Annotated in this window: 23 protein-coding genes and 1 tRNA gene; 8 read left to right on the top strand and 16 right to left on the bottom strand. The window is 71.1% G+C overall.

The genetic code is table 11. The features are described 5' to 3' along the window. Positions 1-15 precede the first annotated feature (15 nt). The 3 genes from ACI2K4_RS10335 to ACI2K4_RS10325 form a co-directional block, all read right to left on the bottom strand. A complete protein-coding gene (locus ACI2K4_RS10335; protein WP_404510147.1) occupies positions 16-1092 on the bottom strand; it encodes an ABC transporter permease in 1077 nt (358 codons plus the stop codon). After that, on the bottom strand, positions 1089-2174 hold the full coding sequence (locus ACI2K4_RS10330) for a mandelate racemase/muconate lactonizing enzyme family protein (RefSeq protein WP_404510146.1): 1086 nt from the start codon (positions 2172-2174) through the stop codon (positions 1089-1091). The genes ACI2K4_RS10335 and ACI2K4_RS10330 overlap by 4 nt, the downstream gene beginning before the upstream one ends. A 115-nt stretch (positions 2175-2289) precedes the next feature. Beyond that, on the bottom strand, positions 2290-3345 hold the full coding sequence (locus ACI2K4_RS10325) for a sugar ABC transporter substrate-binding protein (RefSeq protein WP_404510145.1): 1056 nt from the start codon (positions 3343-3345) through the stop codon (positions 2290-2292). A 165-nt stretch (positions 3346-3510) separates the two neighbouring features. Between ACI2K4_RS10325 and ACI2K4_RS10320 the strand changes: the two genes are divergently transcribed. Both ACI2K4_RS10320 and ACI2K4_RS10315 read left to right on the top strand, forming a co-directional pair. Next, on the top strand, positions 3511-4188 hold the full coding sequence (locus ACI2K4_RS10320; RefSeq protein WP_404510144.1) for a GntR family transcriptional regulator: 678 nt from the start codon (positions 3511-3513) through the stop codon (positions 4186-4188). A 124-nt stretch (positions 4189-4312) separates the two neighbouring features. After that, complete coding sequence (locus tag ACI2K4_RS10315) at positions 4313-5008, top strand: GntR family transcriptional regulator (protein ID WP_404510143.1); 696 nt, start codon at positions 4313-4315, stop codon at positions 5006-5008. A 171-nt stretch (positions 5009-5179) separates the two neighbouring features. Here the strand turns inward: ACI2K4_RS10315 and ACI2K4_RS10310 are convergent, their stop codons facing one another. Both ACI2K4_RS10310 and ACI2K4_RS10305 read right to left on the bottom strand, forming a co-directional pair. Further along, entirely contained in the window at positions 5180-6781 is a 1602-nt protein-coding gene (locus ACI2K4_RS10310) for a flavin monoamine oxidase family protein (protein ID WP_404510142.1), read from the bottom strand. A gap of 246 nt (positions 6782-7027) precedes the next feature. Next, on the bottom strand, positions 7028-7603 hold the full coding sequence (locus ACI2K4_RS10305) for a sigma-70 family RNA polymerase sigma factor (RefSeq protein ID WP_404510141.1): 576 nt from the start codon (positions 7601-7603) through the stop codon (positions 7028-7030). A 202-nt stretch (positions 7604-7805) separates the two neighbouring features. Between ACI2K4_RS10305 and ACI2K4_RS10300 the strand changes: the two genes are divergently transcribed. Then, positions 7806-8567: a zf-HC2 domain-containing protein gene (locus tag ACI2K4_RS10300; RefSeq protein WP_404510140.1), complete on the top strand. Its 762-nt coding sequence runs from the start codon at positions 7806-7808 to the stop codon at positions 8565-8567. Positions 8568-8619: 52 nt separating this feature from the next. Here the strand turns inward: ACI2K4_RS10300 and ACI2K4_RS10295 are convergent, their stop codons facing one another. From ACI2K4_RS10295 to ACI2K4_RS10265, 7 genes are all read right to left on the bottom strand, one after another. Further along, positions 8620-10632 (bottom strand): cytochrome c oxidase assembly protein, encoded by a 2013-nt coding sequence (locus ACI2K4_RS10295; RefSeq protein ID WP_404510139.1) that lies wholly within the window; start codon positions 10630-10632, stop codon positions 8620-8622. Between the two features lie 218 nt (positions 10633-10850). Next, positions 10851-11411 carry a copper resistance protein CopC gene (locus ACI2K4_RS10290; protein ID WP_404510138.1) on the bottom strand — a complete coding sequence of 187 codons (561 nt, stop codon included), beginning with the start codon at positions 11409-11411 and terminating at the stop codon, positions 10851-10853. Between the two features lie 130 nt (positions 11412-11541). Then, complete coding sequence (locus ACI2K4_RS10285; protein WP_404510137.1) at positions 11542-12009, bottom strand: DUF5709 domain-containing protein; 468 nt, start codon at positions 12007-12009, stop codon at positions 11542-11544. A gap of 194 nt (positions 12010-12203) precedes the next feature. Continuing rightward, positions 12204-12461 carry a hypothetical protein gene (locus tag ACI2K4_RS10280; RefSeq protein WP_404510136.1) on the bottom strand — a complete coding sequence of 86 codons (258 nt, stop codon included), beginning with the start codon at positions 12459-12461 and terminating at the stop codon, positions 12204-12206. Next, a complete protein-coding gene (locus ACI2K4_RS10275) occupies positions 12458-12673 on the bottom strand; it encodes a hypothetical protein (RefSeq protein WP_404510135.1) in 216 nt (71 codons plus the stop codon). Before ACI2K4_RS10275 ends, ACI2K4_RS10280 begins: the two co-directional genes overlap by 4 nt. Then, the gene (locus tag ACI2K4_RS10270) at positions 12670-12834 is read right to left on the bottom strand and encodes a hypothetical protein (protein ID WP_404510134.1); all 165 of its coding nucleotides are present in this window, start codon (positions 12832-12834) and stop codon (positions 12670-12672) included. The genes ACI2K4_RS10275 and ACI2K4_RS10270 overlap by 4 nt, the downstream gene beginning before the upstream one ends. A 253-nt stretch (positions 12835-13087) precedes the next feature. After that, on the bottom strand, positions 13088-14236 hold the full coding sequence (locus tag ACI2K4_RS10265) for a helix-turn-helix domain-containing protein (protein ID WP_404510133.1): 1149 nt from the start codon (positions 14234-14236) through the stop codon (positions 13088-13090). Positions 14237-14393: 157 nt separating this feature from the next. On the opposite strand from ACI2K4_RS10265, the gene ACI2K4_RS10260 reads away from it, so the two are divergent. Beyond that, the gene (locus ACI2K4_RS10260; protein WP_404510132.1) at positions 14394-14816 is read left to right on the top strand and encodes a GntR family transcriptional regulator; all 423 of its coding nucleotides are present in this window, start codon (positions 14394-14396) and stop codon (positions 14814-14816) included. 99 nt (positions 14817-14915) lie between these two features. Then, complete coding sequence (locus ACI2K4_RS10255) at positions 14916-15671, top strand: GntR family transcriptional regulator (RefSeq protein ID WP_404510131.1); 756 nt, start codon at positions 14916-14918, stop codon at positions 15669-15671. A 170-nt stretch (positions 15672-15841) separates the two neighbouring features. Here ACI2K4_RS10255 and ACI2K4_RS10250 read toward each other — a convergent pair. Both ACI2K4_RS10250 and ACI2K4_RS10245 read right to left on the bottom strand, forming a co-directional pair. After that, positions 15842-15913: transfer RNA gene (locus ACI2K4_RS10250), tRNA-Val, on the bottom strand. Between the two features lie 87 nt (positions 15914-16000). Then, complete coding sequence (locus tag ACI2K4_RS10245; protein ID WP_404510318.1) at positions 16001-16420, bottom strand: TIGR02611 family protein; 420 nt, start codon at positions 16418-16420, stop codon at positions 16001-16003. Between the two features lie 446 nt (positions 16421-16866). Here ACI2K4_RS10245 and ACI2K4_RS10240 point away from each other — a divergent pair, with 446 nt between their 5' ends. Beyond that, complete coding sequence (locus ACI2K4_RS10240; RefSeq protein ID WP_121159322.1) at positions 16867-17298, top strand: SsgA family sporulation/cell division regulator; 432 nt, start codon at positions 16867-16869, stop codon at positions 17296-17298. A 111-nt stretch (positions 17299-17409) separates the two neighbouring features. Here the strand turns inward: ACI2K4_RS10240 and ACI2K4_RS10235 are convergent, their stop codons facing one another. After that, on the bottom strand, positions 17410-18186 hold the full coding sequence (locus tag ACI2K4_RS10235; RefSeq protein ID WP_404510130.1) for a glucose 1-dehydrogenase: 777 nt from the start codon (positions 18184-18186) through the stop codon (positions 17410-17412). A gap of 184 nt (positions 18187-18370) precedes the next feature. Continuing rightward, entirely contained in the window at positions 18371-20620 is a 2250-nt protein-coding gene (locus ACI2K4_RS10230) for a glycoside hydrolase family 44 protein (protein ID WP_404510129.1), read from the bottom strand. A 281-nt stretch (positions 20621-20901) separates the two neighbouring features. Between ACI2K4_RS10230 and ACI2K4_RS10225 the strand changes: the two genes are divergently transcribed. Together ACI2K4_RS10225 and ACI2K4_RS10220 are read left to right on the top strand one after the other, a co-directional pair. Then, positions 20902-21357 (top strand): hemerythrin domain-containing protein, encoded by a 456-nt coding sequence (locus tag ACI2K4_RS10225; protein ID WP_404510128.1) that lies wholly within the window; start codon positions 20902-20904, stop codon positions 21355-21357. A 143-nt stretch (positions 21358-21500) separates the two neighbouring features. Then, positions 21501-22616, top strand: coding sequence for a helix-turn-helix domain-containing protein (locus ACI2K4_RS10220; RefSeq protein WP_404510127.1), 1116 nt, complete (start codon positions 21501-21503; stop codon positions 22614-22616). Positions 22617-22653: the final 37 nt, after the last annotated feature.

Below are 22653 nucleotides of genomic sequence, written 5' to 3'. Positions count from 1 at the left end.
CCTCGCTGCGCTCGGTCATGCCCGCACCCCCCTACGTTCGGCGAGCACGTGGCGTACCCGGTCCAGCGAGAGCGCGACCAGCAGCACCAGCCCGATGTAGAGCTTGAGCTGGTCGAGTTGGAACTGGAGCAGGTTCAGTCCCTTGTAGATGACCTGGGTCAGGGTGGCGCCGAGGACCGTACCCAGGATGCTCACCGCGCCCCCGGCGAGCAGCGTGCCGCCGAGCACCGGGCCGAGGAACGACGGCAGCAGGAAGCCCTCGCCGATGTTCGCCGAGAAGGCGCCGTTGTTCGCGGCGAGCAGGAAGCCGGCCAGGCCGGCGAGCAGGCCGGAGAGCGCGTGCGCCTGGATCACCCGGGTGCCGGTCGGGATGCCGGACAGCTCGGCGGCGCGGGCGTTGTCGCCGGTCATCAGGATCTCCCGGCCGAGCCGGGCGTAGCGGAACAGCAGCCCGACCGCGAGCGCCGCGACCAGGGCGAACGGTACGACCAACGGCACGTTCGGCCCGCACACCTCGCCCATGCAGTAGTCGGCGAAGGTGTCGTTGCGCAGCGCGGTCATCGCCTCCGGCTGGCCACCGAAGGCGACGCCGTCGGTGAACCGGGTGTAGAGGATCGTGATCAGCCCGATCATCGCGAAGTCCAGGGCGAGGGTGACCACGAACGAGTTCACCCCGGTCCGCGAGATGATCAGCCCGGCCAGGGCGCCGAGCGCGGTCCCGACGGCGAGCCCGATCAGCAGCCCGACCGGCAGTGGTACGTCGAGCCGGTCGTACGCCAGCCCCATCGCGAACGCGCTCATCGCCGCCATCCGGCCGACCGCCATGTTCATGTGCCCGAGCGAGAGCACCATGAGCTGGGCCAGGCCGACCACCGCGTACACGCTGATGTCGGCCTGGAGCGGCACCAGGGTCAGGGCGGTGTTGAGGAACGCCGGCCGGAGCGTGCTGAAGAGCACGACCAGTCCGATCAGCAGGACGACGAGCCCGAGGCGCGGGTTGGCCCAGAGCGGGATCCCCGGCGGCTTGCGGGGGGCCGGAGGCTCGGCCGCCGGCGGCGCCTCCGGTGTGACCGTGGTGCTCTGATCACTCACTGGACTCTCCGGTTGTCGATCTCGTCGCGGTCCCAGTCGATGCCGAGACCGGCGGCGGTCGGTGGCAGCGCGTGCCCGTCGACCACCTCGATCTCGCGGCTGGTGATGGCGCGCAGTTGCGGGATGTGTTCGAGGTAGCCGCTGTTCGGCACCGCGCAGCAGAGGCTCACGTGCAGTTCCATCAGGAAGTGCGGGCAGACCGTGACGTTGTACGACTCGGCCAGGTGCGCGACCTTCAGCCAGGGCGTGATGCCGCCGATCCGGGCCACGTCGACCTGGACGATGCCGGCGGCGCCCCGGTGCAGGTAGTCGCGGAACTGCCCGATCGAGTACATCGACTCGCCGACCGCGACCGGGATCGACGTGGCCGAGGCCAACGCCCGGTGACCGGAGACGTCGTCGGCGGGGAGCGGTTCCTCGAACCAGTACGGGTCGGACGGCTCCAGCAGCCGGGCCCGCCGGATCGCCTCGGCGGCGGTGAGCGACTGGTTCGCGTCGAGCATCAGGTCGAATCCGGGTCCGACCTCGGCCCGGACCGCGGCCAGCCGTTCGGCGTCCTGCACCGGGGAGCGGCCGATCTTCAGCTTCGCCCCGGGCCAGCCGGCGGCCTGGCTGGCCCGCGCCCCGGCGATCAGCTCGTCGGTGCTCAGGTGCAGCCAGCCACCCTCGGTGTCGTAGAGCGGGATGCGTTCCTTGGCGCCACCGGCGAGCACCCAGAGCGGTTGGCCGGCGGCGCGGCAGCGCCAGTCCCAGAGCGCGGTGTCCACGGCGGCGAGGGCGAGCGAGGTGATGGCACCGACGGTGGTCGCCCGGGTGGCGGCGAAGAGGTCCCGCCAGACCGCCTCCACCCGCCGGGGATCCGCGCCGACCAGTCGGGGCACCAGGTAGTCGCGCAGCAGCGCGAGCACCGCGGTCCCACCGGTCCCGATCGTGTACGCGTAACCGGTGCCGGTCCCGCCGTCGTCGGTCCGGATCTCGACGAAGACGGTCTCCTGTTTCAGGAACGACTGGACGGCGTCGGTGCGTACGGTCTCGACCTCCAGGTCGACGAGGTACGCCTCGGCGTGGGTGATCGCGGGCAAGGATGCTCCTCGGAGGGGTGGCGCGGTCCGGCTGGCACGGTCCGGGGTGGTGCGGTCCGGGGTGGCGCGAAGACGATCGGGCCGGCCGGAGGTCCCGCCGGCCGGCCCGAAACCACTACTGGCAGGTCAGGTACTCGCTGTCGAACGCCTTCTTCAGCTCGTCCGTCTTGGCCTGCCGGTCGGTGTCGTAGTTGTCCACGTTGGCCTTGGTGACCACGAACGAGCCGGAGTCCACGACCACACCGGGCTTGCTGACCGTGCAGCCGCCGGCGAGCTTGGTCAGCGCGTACGAACCGACGGAGACCTGCCCGACCGGGTTCTGCAACACGGTGCCGGCGACCGAGCCGTCCCGGATGCCGGCCAGGATGGTCTGGTCGTCGTCGATCGCGATCACCTTGATCGGGAGCTTGGCCTGCTTGACCCCCTCGGCGGCGGCGACCGCCGGGTTGTAGGCGGTGTTCACGATGCCCTGGATCTGGGTGCCCTTCGCGGCGAGCAGGTCGGCGACGGCCTTCTGCGCGCTCTGCAGGTCCTTGTCCACGTCGGTCACGGTCTGCAACAGCTTGACCTTGCCACCGGTCTCGTCCACCGCCTTCTGCACACCGGCGATCCGGCGCTGGGTGTTCGAGTCGACCTTGTTGCCGGTCAGGTGGACCAGGTTGCCCTGCCCGCCCATCGCCTCGACCGCCGCCTGACCGGCCTTGTACGCGGCCAGTTCGACGTCGGTGGAGAGGCAGAAGTCGGCCTTGTTGACGTCACCGGCCGGGCAGGACGCGAGCGACGCGACCGGGAAGCCCTGTCCCTTCAGGTCGTCGAAGGTCGAGTTGATGTTCTCCGGCGAGACGCCGAAGATGCCGAACGCGTTGTAGCCCTGCGCCGCCAGCGCCTTGAGCACGTCGTTCTGCTTGGTCTGGTCCCAGCCGGACGTCTCGTTGAACGTGACGTCGGCCAGGCCGAGCTCGGTCTTCGCCTTCGAGCCCGCGTCCTTCCAGGGCTGGAAGTACGGGTGCGCGCCACCCGGCACGAGGGCGATCTTCACTTGGTCGGCCGCCCGCGTAGTCGCGCCGGCCGCCTCGTTGTCACTCTTCTTGGTGCATCCGGCGGTGGCCAGGGTGCCCAGCACCAGGATGGCAGCCGCAGCGCCGAGCCGAATAAACGGGCTCCGATTCATGACCGCACCTTTCCCGCATATCGTCGATCCTATAGGATGTATCATGGATGTTTAGTCGATCACTTTGGTCGCGTCAAGGCTTAACCTCGAAGAAACATGGCACCGTTACCGGAGCGTGTTCGGGGCGTGCCCGGCGACCGGGAGTGGCAGCGCAGAAGGAGACGGATGGCCAACCAGCAACCGGTCCGTCCACTACGCCGGTCCACCCTCGGCGAAGACGTGTACGAGACGCTCAAGGTGCTCGTACTGGAGCACACGCTCACCCCGGGCGACCGGATCAACATCGACGCGGTCGCCCGCGACCTGGGGGTGAGCCCGACCCCGATCCGCGAGGCGCTGGCCCGACTCGAGGCCGACGGACTGGTACGCAAGCGTCCACTGGTCGGCTACACGGTGAGCCCACTGCTCACCCGGGCCGAGTTCACCCACATGTTCGAGATGCGCTCGCTACTGGAGACCGCAGCCGCCCGGTGGGCCGCCGAACGCGCCGACGACGACCTGCGGGCACAGATCAGCACGGAGGCCGCGACCACCGTCGACACCGACGAGGGCGACCCGGAGGGCTGGCGCTGGCACGCGGCGTTCACCACGCTCGACGCCCGCTTCCACGACCTGATCGCGAGTGCCGCCGGCAACCCACTGCTCTCCGACGGCATCGCCCGACTCCACGCCCACCTGCACCTGCACCGCCGCTACTTCCCGTACGCCGAGACCGGCACCACCAGCGCCGAGCACCAACGGATCGCCGACGCGATCGTGGCCGGTGCCCCCGACGACGCCGAAGCCGCCATGCGCGACCACCTGGACCGGGCCCGCGCCCGCCACCTCCCCGCCTTCGACTGACCTCCGGTCCCCCGCCCCCCGAGCGCGAACACAAACCCGTACGAGATCGACCGAATGCGATGCGTGGTTTACGCTGGGCTACTCTCTTCATTCACGAGTGTCGTCGCCTGGGCGGGAGACATCGATGGCCAGTGCTCGGGTGGACGCCACCGGGAAGCCGACCGGACCGGCTGCGTTGGTCCCCCTGCCCGCCCGGCAGACCCTGACCGAGGATGTCTACCAGGCGGTCAAGCGACTCATCATGGACCACCTGATCCCGCCGCAGGGCCGGTTGAGCATCGACCAGTTGGCCCGCGACCTGCGGGTCTCGTCGACCCCGATCCGGGAGGCCCTGGTACGGCTGGAGTCCGAGGGGCTGGCGCGCAAGGAACCACTGCGCGGTTACTCGGTCACCCCGATCCTGACCCTCGACGAGGTGGACGACCTGTTCGAGTTCCGGGGACTGATCGAGCCCTGGGCCGCCGCCCGGGCCGCGCGACAGCGCAACGAGTCCGGTATCGCCCGGCTCCGGGCCGAGATCGAATCGGTCGGCGTGCTGCCCTACGGGGACAGCTACGCCGACTACCAGGATCTCGCCGGGCACGACGACCGGTTCCACCGGCTGGTCGCCGACCTCGCCGGCAACCAGCACCTGCTGGACGCGTTCGCCCGGATGCACTGTCACCTGCACCTCTTCCGGCGCCGCTACAGCACCCCGCTGGGCAGTGCCACGGTCGCCGAGCACCGGGAGATCGCGGTCGCCGTCGTCGCCGGTGACCCGGATGCCGCGTACGCCGCGATGGAGACCCACCTGGACCGGGCCCGGCAGCGGCTCTCCTGAGCCCGGCCGCCCGACCGGCCCGCGCCCGGGAGTACGAGCCCCGACCGCCGGGCGGGGCTGCGGCCACCCCCGCGCCCCGCCCGACCTCACCGGTCGGTCCGAACCCACCCGGCCCCTGACGATGTCGCCGCCCGGCGCGACACCGTCAAGCCGGCCCCACCCGGTGACCCCTCAGTGCGACATCACGCGCTGGTGCAGCGCGGTCACCACCGACCGGGCGGAGACAAACGCGCCGTGCTGCCAGGCGGTCTCGTGGCTGAGCCAGTCACCGGCGAAGTAGACCCGACCGGCCGGCTCCAGCAGCAGGTTGTAACCGGCGGTGCCGTGCGGCGGTGAGGTCCAGGCGCCCTCCAGGTAGCGGGTCCGGTCCCAGGCGTGCGAGAACGAGCTGGCCAGTTCGCTCCGGTACTTCCCGCCGTGGATCTTGACGCCCTGGGCGACCGCCCGCGCCTCACGCTCCGCCGGGGTGAGTGCGCTGTACGTACGGGCGTTCGCGCCGGTGTTGTAGTAGCCGACGATCAGGCCCCGCTTGCCGTGGAAGCCGTACGACGGGTACCAGATGTGCGACAGGTCGAGATCGGTCTCGGTGATCCCCCCGTAGATCCGCTCGTCCGTCTCCCACCAGCGGCTGCGGTACTCCAGTCCGATCTTGCCGGAGGCGGTCACCGGGAAGCCGCTCAGCGCGGCGGTCACGTTGGTGCCGAGGTTGTGCGGCACCCGGGCCATCAGGTGCGGCGGCAGCGTCGCCACACAGAAGTCGGCCCGGATCGACCTCTCGTGCCGTCCCTGGCGGTAGGTCACCTCCACCTCGTCGCCCCGGTTGGTCACACCGGTGACCTCGGCGCCGAGCCGGACCCGGTGGTTGCCAACGGCCCTGGTCAGGGCGCGCGGGATCGCGTCCATCCCGTCGACCGGCTGGAACATCAGCATCGCCTGGTCGTAGCCGAGTTCGAAGGAGAAGTAGCGCCCGACGTTGCTGGCGAAGACGTCGGCGAGCGCCGGTGGCGAACCGAGCAGGGTGCCCGCGTCGTTGCCCGCGCCCGGATAGGCCGCGTAACCCCGCCGGCTGGTCCCGGTGTACGCCCAACCACTGGTACGTCCACCGATGGCACCGAAACTCTGTAGGAACGACAGCAGCCGTTGCTTGTCCTCGGCGGTCAACCGGGCGTCCAGCGCCCCCTGGTCGGTCGCCTTGGCGAGCAGTTCGGAGACGTAGCCGTACACGTCGGCCCGGGCGGTGCGGTAGCGCTGGGCCGAGGTCATGCCGGTCGCCTCGTTGTAGATCCGGGCGTCGGCGTTGGCGTTGGTGAAGACCTCGATCGGCACCCCGAGCTCGCGGCAGTAGTCGAGGGTGACCATCCACTGTGCCAGCCGGCCCGGACCGGCGTTGAAGTACGTGCCCGGAGAGAACCTCGCCTTCTGGGTGTGCCCGTCCAGGTCGGTCTCGACGCTGCCGCCCCGGATGGTCAGGTTCCGCCCGCCCGCGATGCCACGCGCCTCCAGGACGGTGCAGTCGTACCCCGCCTTGCCCAGCTCGTACGCGGTGGCCAGCCCGGCGATGCCGCCGCCGAGGATGACGACGCGCTTGCTCGACCGGCCGGTCAGGGTGAAGTCGGATCGCGCGGGCGCGCGGTACGCGGGCGCCGCCGACGCCTCGCTCGGCGCGAGCCCGAGGGCCCCCATGGTGGCGAGCATCGCCCCCGCGCCGCCGCTCGCACCGACCGCGCGCAGGAAGCCGCGCCGGTCCAGCGCGGGTGGTATCGGTTGGCTCACGGGTTGCGTCTGGTGGCTCATGCGTCCCCCTGTTCGAGAATCCGTGGGACGCCGAGTCTCTGCGGCGACTGTTACCGCCGAAGCGAAATGTTGTTGCCGACGCATTTCGTTGATCTTCGATGGGAACTGCGCACGGGGGGCCGACGAAGGCGCGGCCGACGGGCGGCCGACGACGGCGCGGCCGACGGGCGGCCGACGACGGCGCGGCCGACGGGCGACCCGACCGGCGGGGGCGGGCCGGGGCGATCAGCCCGAGGCGGTGGTCCGGCCGCCCTGCACACCCATCGCGGCCACCAGATCCGCCCGCGCCCTGGCCACCCGGGAGCGGATGGTGCCGACCGGGCAGTCGCAGACCAGCGCCGCCTCGGCGTAACTCAGCCCGGCCACCTGGGTCGCCACGAACGCCTCACGCCGGTCGCGCGGCAGCGTACGCAGGATCTGGTCGAGCAGCACGCCCTCCTCGAACCCCGTCCCCTGTCCCAGCCTGGCCGCGTCGGCGGCACCCGGCCATTCGGAGAGATCGGCGGTACGGGGCCGGCGGACCAGGGTACGGATGTGGTCGGCGGCCACCCGGCGGGCGATCGCCAGCAGCCAGGTACGCGCCGACGACCGGGCGGCGAACCGGGGCAGAGCCCGCATCGCCCGCAGGTAGGTCTCCTGGGTGAGATCCTCCGCCTCCTGCTGACCGGCGAGGTGGGCGACGAACCGGTGCACGTCGTGCTGGGTGGCCCGGATGAAGGCACCGGCCGCGGTCCGGTCGCCGGCCTTCGCGGCCAGCGCCCAGCGGGTGATCTCGTCGTCGTCCGACCCGGTCGCAGCCATGCGGGAAGGTTAACCTGCCCCGGCCCGGTTAGGGTTGCGGCATCCACGTGGAAAAACGGCGCCATCCGTCCGGAGAGCGGCGTCATCCCCGTGGAAAGCGGCGTCACCCGCGTGGAGCGGCGTCATCCGTGTGGAGAGGCGACGTGGTCCGCGCGGAAAAGCCGCGTCTCCCTGGGAACTCGACGGAGCCGAGGACCGACAAATGAGCGTGGGGTGCGAACAGTACCGGGAGGCACTCTCGGCGTGGCTGGACGGAGAGGACGATCCGGCCGAACGACACGTCGTGGAGGATCACCTCGCCGGATGTACGGAATGCCGGGAATGGGTGGACAGCGCCGCGACGGTCACCAGACTGGCTCGTACCAGCCTGGTCAGCGCCGTGCCCGAATTGGACGAGCGGCTGCTCGCGGCGGCGCCCGGTCCGGGTCGCCTGCGCCTGGCCATCACGCTGCGCGTACTGCTCGGTGTGCTCGGTGGGGTGCAGTTCGTGCTCGGTGCGGCGCAGATCGCCGGCATCGCGGGCACCCGGCACCTGCACGACCTGAGCGGGACCACCGTGCCGGCGAACCATCTCTGGCACGAGTCCGCCGCCTGGAACGTGGCGATCGGTGCCGGCTTCGCCTGGATCGCGCTGCGGCGTACCCGGCCGGTGGGCATCCTGCCCACGCTCACCGCGTTTGTCGCGGTGCTGACCCTGCTCTCCGCGAACGACATGATCGTCGGTCGGGTGGACGTCAGCCGGATCCTCAGCCACGGATTCATCGTGGCCGGATACCTGATCATCCTCGCCCTGACCCGGCCGGCACTGGACCCCGGCGAGCCACCGAGCCAACGCCAGCCCGGCCCGTCCCGGTGGCGGGCCAGCTTCGACACCGACGAGGCGGCTCCGCTACCCCCGCTGCGCCTGGTCCGCGCCGACACCCACCCGGTCGTCGCCCACCACAACGACCACCGCGCCGCCTGAGGTGTAAGGAAGGGCCCCTTATTAACGCATAGCGTTAATAAGGGGCCCTTCCTTAACGGCCGTCGCGGCGGGCGGCCTCGGCCAGGAAGGCGTTGTAGCGGGCGAGTTCGTCCTCCTCGCCGCTGGCCTGGGCCCGGTCGGCGGCCCGGTCGAGCCGGGCCTGCTCGCGCTCGTCCGCCCGGATCCACTGCCGGACCAGCAGGATCATCACGATCGCGGCGGGCACCTCGCCGAACGCCCAGGCGATGCCGGCGCCGAGGTGCTGGTCGGCCAGGAGCGTGCCGGCCCAGTCCGGATGTACGGCGGTGTACCAGTCCGGTGCGATGACCGTGGTCGACTGCATCAGGATCACGCCGAGGAAGGCGTGGAAAATCATCGCCGCGAAGTGAACGACCACCAGCAGCGGCCGGGGTAGCCGCCGTCGCCCCGGGTCGATCCCGATCAGCACCCAGAAGAGCAGGTATCCGACCAGCACGAAGTGGACGAGCATGGCGAGGTGGCCGAGGTGGTAGCGCATCAGCGTGCCGAGCAGCCCGCTGAAGTAGAGGCCGTAGAGGCTGGCCACGTAGAGGCCGAGGGCGATCAGCGGGTGGGTGAACGTACGCAGCACCCGGCTGTGCACCAGGAGCAGCAACCACTCCCTGGCCCCGCGTACGTTCGGATCGGCCGGACGGCGTAGAGCGCGCAGCGCGAGTGTCACCGGTGCCCCACCGACGAGCAGGATCGGCACCGCCATGGAGAGCACCATGTGCTGCACCATGTGCGCGCTGAACAGGACGTACGCGTAGCGGGCCACGCCGAGGTTGGTGATCGCGGCCAGCAGCAGCATTCCGGCGACCCAGTTCGCCGTCCGCGACCACGGCCACCGGTGCCCGGCACGACGGAGCCGCCAGACCCCGGTCAGGTAGGCGGCGATCCCGAAGGTGGTCACCGTCAGGAAGAACATGTCCGGCAGTACGTCGCCGAGCATCCGGGCCGCGCTCGGTGCCGCCGGCATGCCGAAGCCGAGCAGGTCGACCAGCGGATCGGCTTCGACCGGGTCCACCGGCACCGGGGTCGGGCTCCGGGACAGCGCCACGGCCAGGCCGAACGTGGCCGCGAAGAGAACCACCTCCCCGGCCGCCAGCCGAACGAAGCCCCAGCGCGACCCGGCGCTCCCCGAACTGACGCGAGTCGACCCGACCGGTGACGCCGACCCGGCCGGTAACGCCGGCCCGATCGGTGACGCCGACCCGGCGCGCAGGGCGGGCAGCGTACGGGCGCGGTGCACGGCGCCGAGCCCGCCCAGGAGCAGCAGTGCCGCGATCTTGCCGAGCAGCAGCAGACCGTAGTCGGACCGCCAGAGCTGGTCCCACTCGCCCAGCCGTACCCAGGCGTTGGCCAGGCCGCTCGCCGCCACCAGGACAAAGCAGGCCAGGGCGAGCCGGCTGTAGCGGGCCGCCGCGTCGGCCAACAGCCGGCTGCGCCGCAGCAGGAGCAGCCCGACCAGGCCACCGACCCAGACCGTGGCGGCCAGCACGTGCAGGGCGAGGCTGGTCGTCGCCAACTGGTGGTTGCCGGCGCCGGCCGCGTGACCGGTGAAGGCCGGGGGCAGGACCGCCACCAACCCGAGTACGGCCGTGGTCGCGGCCAGCGTACGGGAGACACCAGCCCGGGACAGGACAGCCAGCAGTAGCGCCAACCCGGCCTGCAACGCCAGCGCCCTCCCCTGGCTGATCGAGGTGGTGAAGCTCCACACGGTCGCGAGCGGCAGCCGCTCGACCGGCTGTCCGAGCAGGTCGGAGACGGTCAGTACGAGCATCGCCAGCGACGCCAAGGCCCAGCCGAACGCGCACCAGGTCACTCGACGCAGCAGCAGGTAACCACGAGGTGACACGCTGCCCCCGTCGCCGGGCAGCAGGAAGGCCGAGGTGACCAGCAGGCCGACGGTGACGGTGGCCAGACCGTCCAGCAGCACCCGGACCACCGGCAGCGCCCAGCGGGTCAGCGCACCGGGGTCGGGCAGGCCGACGATCGCCGTACTCTCCAGCCCGCCACCGAGGCGCAGGGCAAGCAGCAGGACCACGGTCGCCGCCACACCGACCGAGGCCGGCAGCCACCAGATCCGGTGCCCGTCACCCCGCCCCGCGTTGGATAGACCGGAAGCGGAAGCACGGAAAGCAGAAACACCGGAAGCAGGAACACCGGAAGCAGGAACACCGGAAGCGGAAGCACGGGACACGGAAGCACGGGACACGGAAGCATCGGGAGCGGGTACACCGGGAGCGGGTGTGCCGGGGGCGCTCATCGCGTACCCACTGGTCGGCGACGTACCCGGATCAGACCGGCGGCGACGGCGACCAGGGCGACCACCGCACCCGCCGCCCACCACCAGGTTGCCGGACCACCGCCCCCGGCGACGGGTGTCCGCACCTTGTCCGGTGTTGCCGCCGCCGGTTCCCGGTCGGGCGGTAGCGCGACGGTGAACCGGAACTCACCCTGCACCGGGTGCCCGTCGACCGAGATCGCCCGCCACGCCACCCGGTAGTCGCCCGAGCGCAGCGGACGTACCGGCTGGCGCAGTTCGTGGTCCACCACCTGGGCCGGGCCGTCGCCGTAGCCGGTGTGGTCGGCCGCCCGCTCGACCAGCACCGTGCTCAGATCGGCCCGGACCACCTCGTTGAAGGTCAGCGTCACGGCCGGCAACACGCTGGTCACGGTGGTGCCGTCGGCCGGGTCGGTGCCGAGCAGCCGGGAATGCGCCCAGACCGGCGCCGCGACCGGAAGACCCGCCAGGAGTACGGCGAGTCCGGCGCCCGCCAGCACCGCGACCCGCGCCACGACCCGTCCCACCCGCACGACCACCGACCCCGCTCCCACCTGCTACCAATTGCCGGGTAGGTGGTCGTGCCGGCGTCACCCGGAGTTCCCGCGTGCCGGTGCGGGCCGCGTCACACCGACCCGCGTCCCGCCGAAACCGGAGCGACAGGGTCGATCAGGGGAACTCGACGATGTGCATCGCGGCCTCCTCGGCCGAGGCGCCACCGCCGTCGATGCCGACGTCGCTGCCGATCGACTCACCCTCGTCGTCGGCCCCGAACCCCTGGTCGGGCGCGACCAGACGGCCGGCACGCAGGTCGCCCACCTCGTTGGCGTCGAGGAACTCGTCCGACTCGCGGGTCAGCGCGTCCTCGTCCAGGTCCGTACGGAGCACCGGCTCCTCCCACGGCGTCGCCTGCTCCGGCACCTCCTGGGTGAGCCGCTGGTCGAGCGACTCCCCGATCTCGGCCTCCTCGGCGGTCACGCCGAAGGCGGTCGAGCCCCGGTAGTTCTCCGGTGGGGAATAACCCTCGTCGAGCGCGTCGTCGAGCCCTCGGTCCTCCAGCGTGTCCTCCGACGAGAGCTGGCCCTCGTCGTGGGGGAACCAGACGTCCGTCTCGGCCGATCCGTCAGGGGTGGTCATGTCGTCTCTCCTTGCCGCGTGCCCACGGCGACACCTGCCGCCGTGGGCGAGCCTAACCACCCGTCGGCCGGACCGCCGAGGTCGAACAGCCGTCCGGCCATCGGCTCCCCGGCGGGAGGTCGTGGATCACATCGGGCCCGCCGCGTTTCCTCAGCCGCCCACGGGTACGACGCGGGTGGACGCCACCGGCTGCCTCAGCGGGTCCAGTCGATGAACCGGTCCCACAACTCGCCGGGCGAGAGCCGGATGTCGCGAGCCGCCGGGGCGAGCATCTCGCCCATGTACACGGACAGCCCTACCCGGTCGGTGCCGAACTGGTCGGCGAGAGCCTGCCGGGCCGGCGGGCACGGCCACGGCTGCTCGCAGGCCGTACACCGCCAGGTCGGTTGGGCGCATGCGTGCACTTCGGTGGCGGCACTCGGTTCGCTACCGGGAGCCGGACCGGTGGTCACCGGGTTGCCTCCCGCTCCGCAGCCAGCATCTCCGGGTCGAGCACGAGTTGGCGGGCCGCCGCCAGCCGGGGACACCTACCCATCGGGTACGCCGGACACAACCGGCACTCCTCACCCCGCTCATGCGCGGCGACGGTCGCCCGTGCGATGCCGAGCAGGGCGGGCCAGACCGAGCGGGGCATGATCGTCAGCGGATGCCGGTCGATGGTCATCGACGCCGCCGTACGAATCGGACCACGCCGGAGTTGCAGATGATCCGCCGCAACGGCCACGGCATCGGCTCGTCCGGCACGGGTGGCGGGTCCGTCGGCACTCGTCGCACCAGCGGCGCAAAGAAACGCGGCTCGCCGTCCGCGCCTATGAACCACTTCATCGCTTCTACCTCCGTTGGGCGGAGCGCGAGGCCATGGTGCGAGCCGGTCGGCCGACCACACCCTGCGCTCGGGATGCCGACCCGACGCGGGGCGCCCGGTACGACACGATCGGGAGGCGCGGCGATCAGGCCCACTGAGGGGGGCCACCCCGCGGCGGAGCTCTGTGTGTGCCTGTCGCCGCGCCCACAAACAGCCTCGCCTCCGGTCAGCGCGATGGGTAGGTGTGCCGTGTCCCGGCTGCGTCCATGGACGTCAGCGAGTGTCCATGGACGCACCGATTTGCTGGACAGCGGCTGTGACCTGGGCAAGCAGACGCCGCGACCGCATCGCCACCCCGACCCTTCGGGCCTGGTCCAGAATCGTCCGCGCGCTCGCGGTATCGCTGACCTGCCCGTGGGCCACAGCTAGATCACACAGATACGAGGCGGCCCAGTCGGCACCCTCCGTGTTGGCCTCCAGTCCCGCGAGCCCCGTCGTCAACCGCCGTATCGCCTGTTCGGCAGCCGGACGGTCCCCGATTTTGACCAACGCCCGACCTGCTTCGACCTCGAAGAACGACGTGGACCGGTAGTAGTGCCAGGGCGGCGTCGGCCCGATGTCTTCAGCGACCGCTGCCACCAGGTCGTCGCCGGCCGCAATTGCGCTCCGGGCGTCGGCCATCTCGCCGACCCGGGCCAACCCACGCCCGAGTTGATAGCAGTCATAGGCGCGCTGGGCCACGTGCACCGCTCCGGGATCGGCCAGGCTGGCACGGGTCAGCCCGATCAGCGACCCGTACGCGCCCTGATCCTCCGCAAGGTACGCCCGAAAGCTGAGCAGCGTGTAGATCAGGTCCCGGTTCCCCACCTCCGTGGCCCACTCAAGCGACCGGGCCAGCCAGCGGTCCGCGCCGTCCGGCAGGCCGCACGCCTGATGGACCCATCCGCCGAACTGAGCCCACTCGGCGGCGGCCTGGACCAAGCGCGGGCGCACGTTGTCACGGCTCTCACCGACCAGTTCCAGGATCAGGGCGAGTTGAGACTGGACCGGGGCCAGGATCGCGGGCGCGCCAATGCTGTCCTCGATTCGACGCTGGCCCGCGAGCAGGGTCTCCAACCCGTCGACGATTCCGTGATCGGCACGGGAGGGATGCGCTTCGGCGTACCGGAGCCGATCTTCCACCTCTGGAGAGAGCTCGGCCTGGGGGTCGGCGACCAGTGAAGAGAGGAGGCCACCGGCGTTGAGCGCGCTGTCCAGCCGGGCGGCGAGGGCAGGCGTGGGCTGGGCGGTGCCAGCCTCGATCATCCCGAGGTGTGACTTGCTGGCGTAGACAAGGCGCTCAAGGGAGCGGAGTGAGAGGCCACGCTCGGTACGAACACGACGTAGCTCGGACGGAAAGCGCGGGTCGACGGCGGTGCGCATGGCTGCTCCCAGGTAGAGGACTGGGCGGTGGTCCACCGGGCCTCTACCCCCGACGGACCGCCACAGCGGACAGTACCTTCAACGCGCCGTTCGGTCACTAAGTGGCGTACTGGAGTACGCCAATCGATGATCGAGCCCCGGCCCCTAGCCTGCGGCCATGGTCTACCCAGGACAGCAGCCGGTCGGCTACGCCGATATGGCCGCTGAGCTGCGGGAACAGATCCGCTCGGGCGAGTTGCGACCCGGTCAGCGGTTGCCGTCCGAGCGGGATCTGGCCGAGACCTACGGCGTGAGCAGGCTGACCGCGTCCCGCGCCGTCGCGGTACTACGCAACGAGGGCCTCATCGTGTCGGTGCGTGGCTACGGTTACTGCGTACAGACGCCGCCGGAGGTGGAGAGCGTCGCGGCCGGCTCAGGTGACCGGGTGAGCACTCGGCCGCCCACGCCGGAGGAGCGAGCGCAGTACGCCGTGGCAGCAGGCTACGGGGTGCTGGTCGTGACGCACGCCGACGGGTTGCAAGACATCTACCCGGGCGACCGATACGAGATCGTGACCGAAGCGGATTCAGCGCACGAGTAGGTCGGGTCGCCTGCCCACGCAGATGGCGCCAGGAGTCTCGAGCCTTCCCTGCTCAAGATGATGTTTCTGACCTGTTCGGGCTACCGGAGGTGTCCCCCTATGCCTACAGAACCCGCGTACCACAGGCTCGCAGCCGTCCTGCGTACTCAGATCCTCAGTGGCGAGCTGCCACCCGGGGCGAAGCTGCCCAGCGAGACCCGACTTATGGAGCAGCACGGCATCAGCCGCAGCGTGGCGAAGTGGGCCATCGCCACCTTGAAGGGCGAGGGCCTTGTCGTCGGCCGGGCCGGGTCCGGTGTCTACGTACGCGACGGCCATCGCCTCGTCCGCTACGCCCACGGGCGTGAGATGCGGACCGGGTCCGGCCCGACGTCACCGTTCGCCCGGGACGCCGAGCAGGCCGGGCGCACCCCGACCTGGGAGCACGACAGTCGGCACGACGTCGCGGACGAGTCGATCGCCCGGCGTCTCGCCATCGAGCCGGGCGCACCGGTGATGCGGACCTCGTACCGTTTCCTCGCCGACGACGAGCCGATTCAGCTCTCGACCTCGTGGGAGCCGTTGGCGATCACCGCCGGCACCCCGGTCGAGTGGCCGGAGGCCGGCGCCGCCGTCGGCGTCGGCGTCGTGGCCAGGCTGGACTCGATCGGCGTACGGATCGACGAGTTCGAGGAGCGGCTCACGGATCGACCCGCGCTGCCGGACGAGATGGAGGCGCTCGCCCTGACCCCGACCTCGGCGACGGTCTGGGTCATCGAGCGGACGTACTACGCGGCCGGGGTGCCGACCGAGACGGCCACGATCGTGCTCCCGCGCGGACGTTACGAGCTTGTCTACCGCGTGCCCGTGCTCTGACCGCCACCACTGTCGCCCGGTGCCCCTGCCGATCCAAACTGGACGTGATCTACCAGGCCAGGCTCACCCGGTGAGGGCAGGGGCTGGCGGTCGACTCAGCCATGACTGGATCTCTACCGAATAACGACTGAAGGCCAGGTCAGATGTGCTCTGACCTGGCCTTCTGGCGGTGGGCGATACTGGGATCGAACCAGTGACCTCTTCGGTGTGAACGAAGCGCTCTCCCGCTGAGCTAATCGCCCTCAGCGCGCATGACTGTACCTGATCCGGTCGGCCCCCCGCATCTTCGGGGTCGGCGCCACCGGGGCGGCCCGGCCCCCGGCGACCCCTCAGTGGGTGGCGAGGTAGTGCAGCACGTCGGCGACCAGGTCGATGCCGAGGCTGTACTTGAGCGACAGCCAGACGACCACGCTGACGAAGACCAGGCCCACCGCGCCGAGCAGGAGGCGCACCGGCCAGGACTGGGCGGTCGCCCACCTGGTCCAGGCTTGCACGTTGCGGCGGGTGAAGGTGAGCAGGCGTCGGGCCCAGTGGTATTCGACCGCCCAGACGCCGAGGCCGGCGATCACCAGCAGCCAGCCCGGTCCGGGCAGCGGGATGAGCGCGAGGCCGACCAGGACCACGACCGCTCCGGCCACCGCCACGACGATCTTGAGGGCAATCCGGCCGGTGGGATTGGCGCGGATGATCTCCAGGGCGGTCTGCACCCGCTGCCGCAGGCCCCGCTTCCCTGGCTCTTGCTCCACCATCAGGGCGTCACCCTCCGCCGGCCGCTGCCCGCTCTCGTAGGCGACGCGCTCGTCGTCCGGCACGTGGTACCTCCGCTCCTCGACCACGGCCGTCGACCCGCTTCCGGCGGGGGCTGCTGTGGTCGTCGTCACCGTTGGTCGTTGCTCCATTGAGGAGTGTTTCGTGACCATTTCGCCCCCCAGTGTCGCCCCGGCCCGTCACTCAACAGGACGACTGGACGTTACCGGAGTAAGTCGACGTGCGAACCATCCGGCGCCGGGTGGAATCAGGGACCCGGGTAGAACCGGACATCCTACCTAAATTTTCGATTTTGAGCGGCGTTTGGGGACCCTCTTCCCACTACTGGGTGAGATCAGCGTATGGCGGAGCGTAACCAGGTTCATCACCTGAGGATGGGAAAAGCGGGGCACGTACGCCCCGCAGCGGTGCCGGGGGGAGAACGTCCATGAGTGTCATCCGACCGACGACAGTCGAGGTCGAGACGTCGTTAAGGCTCGTCGCACCTGATGCCACCGCGCTGCCGGTGCGTGCCAGTCTGCGCTACGACCCAGCCGACCCGTACGCGGTCCATGTCCTGTTTCATGCCGAATCTGCCGGCGGCGAAGCGGTCAGTTGGTCCTTCGCCCGAGAATTGCTGGTCACCGGGCTCGACGAGCCCGCCGGAATCGGCGATGTCCGGGTATGGCCCTGGGCCACACCCCGCGGGGACTTCGTCGCGCTCGCACTCTCTTCACCAGATGGGAACGCCCTGTTCGAGGTGCCCCGAAGCGTCCTGGTCAGATTCCTCCGGCGCACCTACGTGGTGGTGCCGAGGGGCCGGGAAAGCGAGCACCTCGACGTCGACGCCGCGGTCAACCGGCTGCTCGCCGGTCGTTGACCAGCGGACGGGACAGCAGCGGCGCCGCGCGGACCTGCCGAGTCCGCGCGGCGTCCCGCTGATCTCTTCGGGTACGTCCCGATCCGCTTCGGGTACGCCTCGGACGGCGCCTCAACCGTGCGTGGTGATGCCGCCGTCGACCGGGATGACCGCCCCGGTGAGGTAGGCGCCCGCGCGCGAGGCGAGGTAGATCGCGGCTCCGGCCATGTCCTCCGGCCGCCCGATCCGGCCCAGTGGCACCTGGTGTTCGATGGCCGCCCGGGTGTTCGGGTCATTCAGTGCGAAAGCCATCATCTTGCTCTCGAACGGGCCGGGCGCGATGGCGTTGACCGTGATGTGCTCGGGCGCCAACTGGTGGGCCAGGCTCCGGGTGAGCATGTGCACCGCGGCCTTGGTCGCGGAGTAGGCGTACACCTCCATCGAGGGCACCCGGAGGCCGTCGACCGAGCCGATGTTGATCACGCGGGCCGGGTCGTCGACGCCGGCCGAGCCACGCAGTGCGGGCAGCAGCGCGGTGGTCAGCCTGAACACGGCCTTGACGTTCACCGCCCAGAGCTTGTCGAACGCGCTCTCCGGGTACGCCTCCAGCGGCGCTCCCCAGGTGGCACCCGCGTTGTTCACCAGTACGTCGAGTGCCGGCACCCGGGCACGTACCGCCTCGGCGAGCCGGTCGGCGCCCGCGTCGCTGGAGAGGTCGGCCGGAATCGACTCGCAGCTTCCGATCGCGGAGAGGCGGGTCGCCACCTCGTCGCAGACGTCGGCACGGCGGGAGGAGATGATCACCCGGGCCCCGGCCTCGACGAATCCCTGGGCGATCATCAGGCCGATTCCGCGCGACCCGCCGGTCACCAGCACCGTCTTGCCCTCGACCGAGAACAGACCCGGCATCCACACTCTCCCCGGGAATCGTCGCTTGTCACTCTTGTGACATCGCTAACCCATCCGATACCGTTCGGTAACTTAATCGCGGTGCCACCACCGGGGCAACCCCTCCGGACCCGCCCGTCCCTCGGGTCCGGTCGCGCCCCGGTGGTGTCCGCGTCTCCCCCGCCAACCTCGGCGGTCCGCCCGCTCAGGGCTCCGTACCGGCGATCCGGGTGCCGTCGAGATACACGGTGACCCGGGGATTCACCGCGTACGAGGTGGCCGCCGGCAACCAGCTGTGGTCGTTCGACTCGGGCAACGGTGCCCAGTCGGCACGGGCCGCCCGCAGCTTGATCGGACCGGTTCCGTCGCTGCCGGAGAGGGTGCCCGCGTCCGTGGTGAAACCCACCTCCAGGTAGCCGTCGGCACCGGGGCGGGCGGCCGGCAGCGCCACGATCCGCCGGGTCACGTTCGCGCAGCCGATCTCGGCCCAGTCACACCACACGTTCACCGATGCGGTGCCGCCGTCGCGGGTGAACCAGTAGCGCAGGGTCAGCCGGGACAGTTCGACCGGCACCCCGCCGAGGTGGTCCAGGCGCAGACCCGGCTTGAGCTGGTTGTCCGTCGGCGACCAGTCGAAGTTCTGGTGTGCCACCGCCACCGAGGGCACGGCCACCGGCGGCTTCTCGATCACGAACAGGGTCACCGAGTCGGCCGGGAAGGTCCGGCTGAACAGGCCGTTCGGCGCCCCGGCGTACGGCGGCGGGACCATGATCGGCTGGTCCGGCAGGTGCGCGATCGAGGTCAGGTCGGCGACGGAGTACTGGTAGACCTTGGCCTGCCGGGCGAACCGGCCGCGTACCGAGACGCTGCTGGTCTGGTCGACCCCGCTCTTGTTCACCACCATCAGCGTCAACGCGCCGTCGGTGGAGCGCTCTGCGCCGTACACCGAGATCTTCTCCCGGTCGGCGCTGGTGGCGCGGACCGCGACATCGCCGAACCGGCCGCCGGCCCCGTCGTAGTTGCGGTACATCCGGAACGCGTACGCGCCCGGCTGGTCGGCGCTCGGCGGCGCCCAGAGGGTGGCCAGGTCCAACCCTTCCCGACCGAAGATGCCGAGTACGTCAGCCTGCGTCAACGCGCCGTTGACATGGTCCAGCGCACCCCAGTTGTACTCGGTGATCGCGGTCTTCGTGCCGGGATAGTTCGCCGCCACCGCCTCGCGCATCCGGGGCACCAGGCGCACCTGAGTGTTGATCCAGCTCTCGTCCAGGTAGGACGGGTCCCAGAGCGAGCGGGTGGAACGCAGCCGCAGCGCGTTGGTGGCCGGGTCACTCCCGTTGCCGAAGGCGACGCCCGGTGCCTGCGGGTAGAAGTGCATGTCGAAGTAGTCGAGCACCCGTACGCCGTGCTCGTCGGCGTACCGCTTCATCTCCCGCAGGTACCAGGTGGTGAAGGGCAGGCCATCCCGAGCCTCCCGGTCGGGCGGGTCGGCCCAGCAGCCGGTCCGGCCGCAGGTCTCCTGGTCCAGCCCGGAGTAGTCCCACGAGGTCCAGCCCCAGCCGACCGGGCCGAGGGTGGCCGCGCTCGGGTCGGCCGCCTTCACCGCCGCACCGATCTCGTACGCCCGGTCGCGCAGTTCCGCCGCGCTGGCGCCGAGCGGGTGCACGTCGCGGTGGGTGGAGTGCCAGATGTCGGGCTCGTTGTCCAGGCTGTAGAACGGCACCCCGCCCTCGGCGGCGGTCCCGTACCTGCTGGTCAGGTGGCCGATCCAGTCCCGTACGTAGGCACCGCCGACCGGCACGCTGGTGTCGAGCGGATCGTTGCCGGTGACCTGGGTGCCGTCCGGGCGCAGCCCGTTGCCGCAGTCCGGCCGCCACTCGTCGGTACGCTGCTGCGGCCCGTACTTCGCCACCGAGAAGCCGCACGAGCCGTCCCGGGCCTTCGGCGCCCAGCCGATCAGCGGCACGGTGAGGATGGTGTCCGCCCCGGTCCGCCGGTCCTGCTCCACGAAGCGGTCCGTGGTGGAGCCGTCGGGCAGCGCCCCGGGGTCGTCGTTCGCCTCGGCGATGTTCTCGAAGAACCAGTCCGACGCCCGGTTGGTGGTGTCGTAACGGTAGTGGTAGCGGGTGGTGGCGTTGCCGCCCCAGCGGCGTACCGGCAGGTCCAACTCGTCGGCCAGGGCCTCGTCGGCGAAGTTCATGCCGTAGACGTGCGGGCTGATCGGTTGCCGGTCGGCGGTCAGGTCGACCTCCAACGCCGGCCCGACGGCCGACGCGGCTGGCGGCGCCGATCCCGGGCGGGCCGACGCGGGCGCGCCGGGTGGCAGGCCGGCGGCGAGCAGGGCGACGGCGAGCATCACCGAGGTACGGGCGCTCGGGGCGGCCCGGCTGCGGCGAGGCGCCCGGGTGGACGCCGAGCCGAACGGGTGGCGGGGTACGGATGATCGGTGACGCATCTGTGGACTCCCGGGATCTTCCGGCCCGGCGGGCGCGTCGGGACGGTGCGTGGGGATCGCCGCGGCGGCGTGCCGTGGCGGCGCGTGCGGACAGGCGTGCCCTCCGCGAGCGCTCCCGGTGCGCCCGTGTCCAGCCCGGACCCGGTCACGTTACCGATTCCGGAGTGGGATGGTCAACGACGACGATCGATGTCACCGGCTCCGGGTCGGGCGGTCCGCCGTTTGACCCGACCCGGCCCCGGGTACGCAGCGGGTGCTCGGCTCTCCGGGAGGGTGACACGATGACCGACGCGGTCAGCCTGATCCAGCAGGACCATCGGGTCCTGGAGAAACTCCTGCACCAACTGCGCGATCCCGACGTCGACCGGGTCGCGGTGGTGGAGGAGGTGGCCGCCCGGCTGGCCGCGCACCGGCACGCCACCGAGCAGGTCTACCCCGTCCTCGCCGGCCGCGAGGCGCCCGCCGCCCGGATCCCCGACCTCGGTACGGCACAGGAGCGACTGGCGGCGCTGCGGTCGAGCGATCCGGAGAGCGACCGGTTCGACGAGGCGCTGCGGGAGTTCGGCGACGCCGTCGCGCACCACATCCAGACGGAGGAGACCGAGGTACTGCCGGCGTTCGCGATCGACGACGACCCGGAGATGTTGGAGCGTGCCGGTGCGACCTTCGACTCCGGGCGCCTGGGCGAGCTACGGGTGTACGGCATCAACGACGACGCCGGCACGTCGGGGCAGTGAGGCCGGGCAAAAGCCTCCTCCGCCCGACGATCGATGACCGGCCGGTCGGGAACTGGTCCCATCCGGTCACTCCCCGAAATCAAACGGACACGCCTCGGCGCGCGCGGATGCGCTCGGGTTGACCTGCGGCTACCGTCAGGCGGATGGTCCGTTTCGGTCAGACTTCCCAGCACACGGCCAGGTCCGCCGCCGTACCGGGGTGGGCGGGTATCGGCACGTCGACCCTGCGCGAGATGTCGGCCGACTCCCGGCTGAGCCGCCCGGCCCTGCTCGACCAGCACGTCCTGATCCTGGTCACCGTCGGGCACGGGACGTACGAGGTCGACTTCCAGCCGTACCAGTGCCGGCCGGGCACGTTGATCCTGGTCCGGCCGGGCCAGTTGGTCCGTACCGAGGCTGCGGGAGGCTTGGACGCCGTGGTTCTCTGCTGGGCCGACGACGTGCTCGACCGGCTCGCACCCGAGGGTCACCGCTTCGCACCCACCCACTGGCAGTTGGCCGGCGAGGACCAGGACGCGGTGATCAACGAGGTGAGCCAGCTCGTGGTGGACTGCCAGCGTCACCGTGGCGGCCAACTCGCCGCCGACCTGCTGCGTCACCAGCTCACCGTGCTGCTGCTCCGGCTCGCCCTGCTGCCCTCGGATCCGACCGCGCCGCCGAGCCCGCAGGGCGCCACCCGTCCGGCCGCGCCGCCGCAGAGCCCGGGAAGCGCCACCCGTTCGACCGCGCCGCCGCAGAGCCCGGGAAGCGCCGCCCGTTCGACCGCGCCGCCGAGCGCGGAGAGCGCCACCTATCTCCGGCTGCGCGAGGAGATCGAGCAGCACTACCGGGGCACCCGACGGGTGGAGGACTACGCCGCCTGGTTGGGCTGCTCGGTGCGTACGCTGACCCGCGCCTGCCTGGCCGCCACCGGGCGCAGCGCGAAGCAGCTCGTCGACGACCGGGTGGCGTTGCAGGCCCGGCGACTGCTCGCGGCCACCGACGAGCCGGTCGCCGACATCGGGCGACGGCTCGGCTTCCCCGAGCCGACCAACTTCGGCCGGTTCTTCCAGCGTGAGGTTGGCCAGAGTCCGGGGGCGTTCCGGGCCGGGCTGGGCCGGGTGGAACCCCGGGCCGCCGGTGGGGCGGTGCCGGCCGAGGGCGGCTCCGGCGGTGGCCGGACGGACCCGACCGTGGTCGCCCAGCGGGTGCCGGGACAGCGGCCGGTCGGGCCGGGCGGCCTGCTCGCCCCGCCACCTCGGGTGACGGTTGTGGGATAGCGCGAGCCTGGGCCGGGTCCGGCGGCTCACGGCAGGC

The sequence above is a fragment of the Micromonospora sp. NPDC050397 genome, from assembly GCF_044901685.1.
Taxonomy (GTDB): Bacteria; Actinomycetota; Actinomycetes; order Mycobacteriales; family Micromonosporaceae; genus Micromonospora_G.
This window is presented reverse-complemented; position numbering and strand designations above follow the sequence as displayed.

Coding starts and splice junctions, on each gene's coding strand:
- ACI2K4_RS10325 (WP_404510145.1), bottom strand. CDS start 3,345: ATGAATCGGAGCCCGTTTATTCGGCTCGGCGCTGCGGCTGCCATCCTG.
- ACI2K4_RS10320 (WP_404510144.1), top strand. CDS start 3,511: ATGGCCAACCAGCAACCGGTCCGTCCACTACGCCGGTCCACCCTCGGC.
- ACI2K4_RS10315 (WP_404510143.1), top strand. CDS start 4,313: ATGGCCAGTGCTCGGGTGGACGCCACCGGGAAGCCGACCGGACCGGCT.
- ACI2K4_RS10305 (WP_404510141.1), bottom strand. CDS start 7,603: ATGGCTGCGACCGGGTCGGACGACGACGAGATCACCCGCTGGGCGCTG.
- ACI2K4_RS10300 (WP_404510140.1), top strand. CDS start 7,806: ATGAGCGTGGGGTGCGAACAGTACCGGGAGGCACTCTCGGCGTGGCTG.
- ACI2K4_RS10285 (WP_404510137.1), bottom strand. CDS start 12,009: ATGACCACCCCTGACGGATCGGCCGAGACGGACGTCTGGTTCCCCCAC.
- ACI2K4_RS10275 (WP_404510135.1), bottom strand. CDS start 12,673: ATGACCATCGACCGGCATCCGCTGACGATCATGCCCCGCTCGGTCTGG.
- ACI2K4_RS10270 (WP_404510134.1), bottom strand. CDS start 12,834: ATGAAGTGGTTCATAGGCGCGGACGGCGAGCCGCGTTTCTTTGCGCCG.
- ACI2K4_RS10265 (WP_404510133.1), bottom strand. CDS start 14,236: ATGCGCACCGCCGTCGACCCGCGCTTTCCGTCCGAGCTACGTCGTGTT.
- ACI2K4_RS10260 (WP_404510132.1), top strand. CDS start 14,394: ATGGTCTACCCAGGACAGCAGCCGGTCGGCTACGCCGATATGGCCGCT.
- ACI2K4_RS10255 (WP_404510131.1), top strand. CDS start 14,916: ATGCCTACAGAACCCGCGTACCACAGGCTCGCAGCCGTCCTGCGTACT.
- ACI2K4_RS10245 (WP_404510318.1), bottom strand. CDS start 16,420: ATGGTGGAGCAAGAGCCAGGGAAGCGGGGCCTGCGGCAGCGGGTGCAG.
- ACI2K4_RS10240 (WP_121159322.1), top strand. CDS start 16,867: ATGAGTGTCATCCGACCGACGACAGTCGAGGTCGAGACGTCGTTAAGG.
- ACI2K4_RS10235 (WP_404510130.1), bottom strand. CDS start 18,186: ATGCCGGGTCTGTTCTCGGTCGAGGGCAAGACGGTGCTGGTGACCGGC.
- ACI2K4_RS10230 (WP_404510129.1), bottom strand. CDS start 20,620: ATGCGTCACCGATCATCCGTACCCCGCCACCCGTTCGGCTCGGCGTCC.
- ACI2K4_RS10225 (WP_404510128.1), top strand. CDS start 20,902: ATGACCGACGCGGTCAGCCTGATCCAGCAGGACCATCGGGTCCTGGAG.
- ACI2K4_RS10220 (WP_404510127.1), top strand. CDS start 21,501: ATGGTCCGTTTCGGTCAGACTTCCCAGCACACGGCCAGGTCCGCCGCC.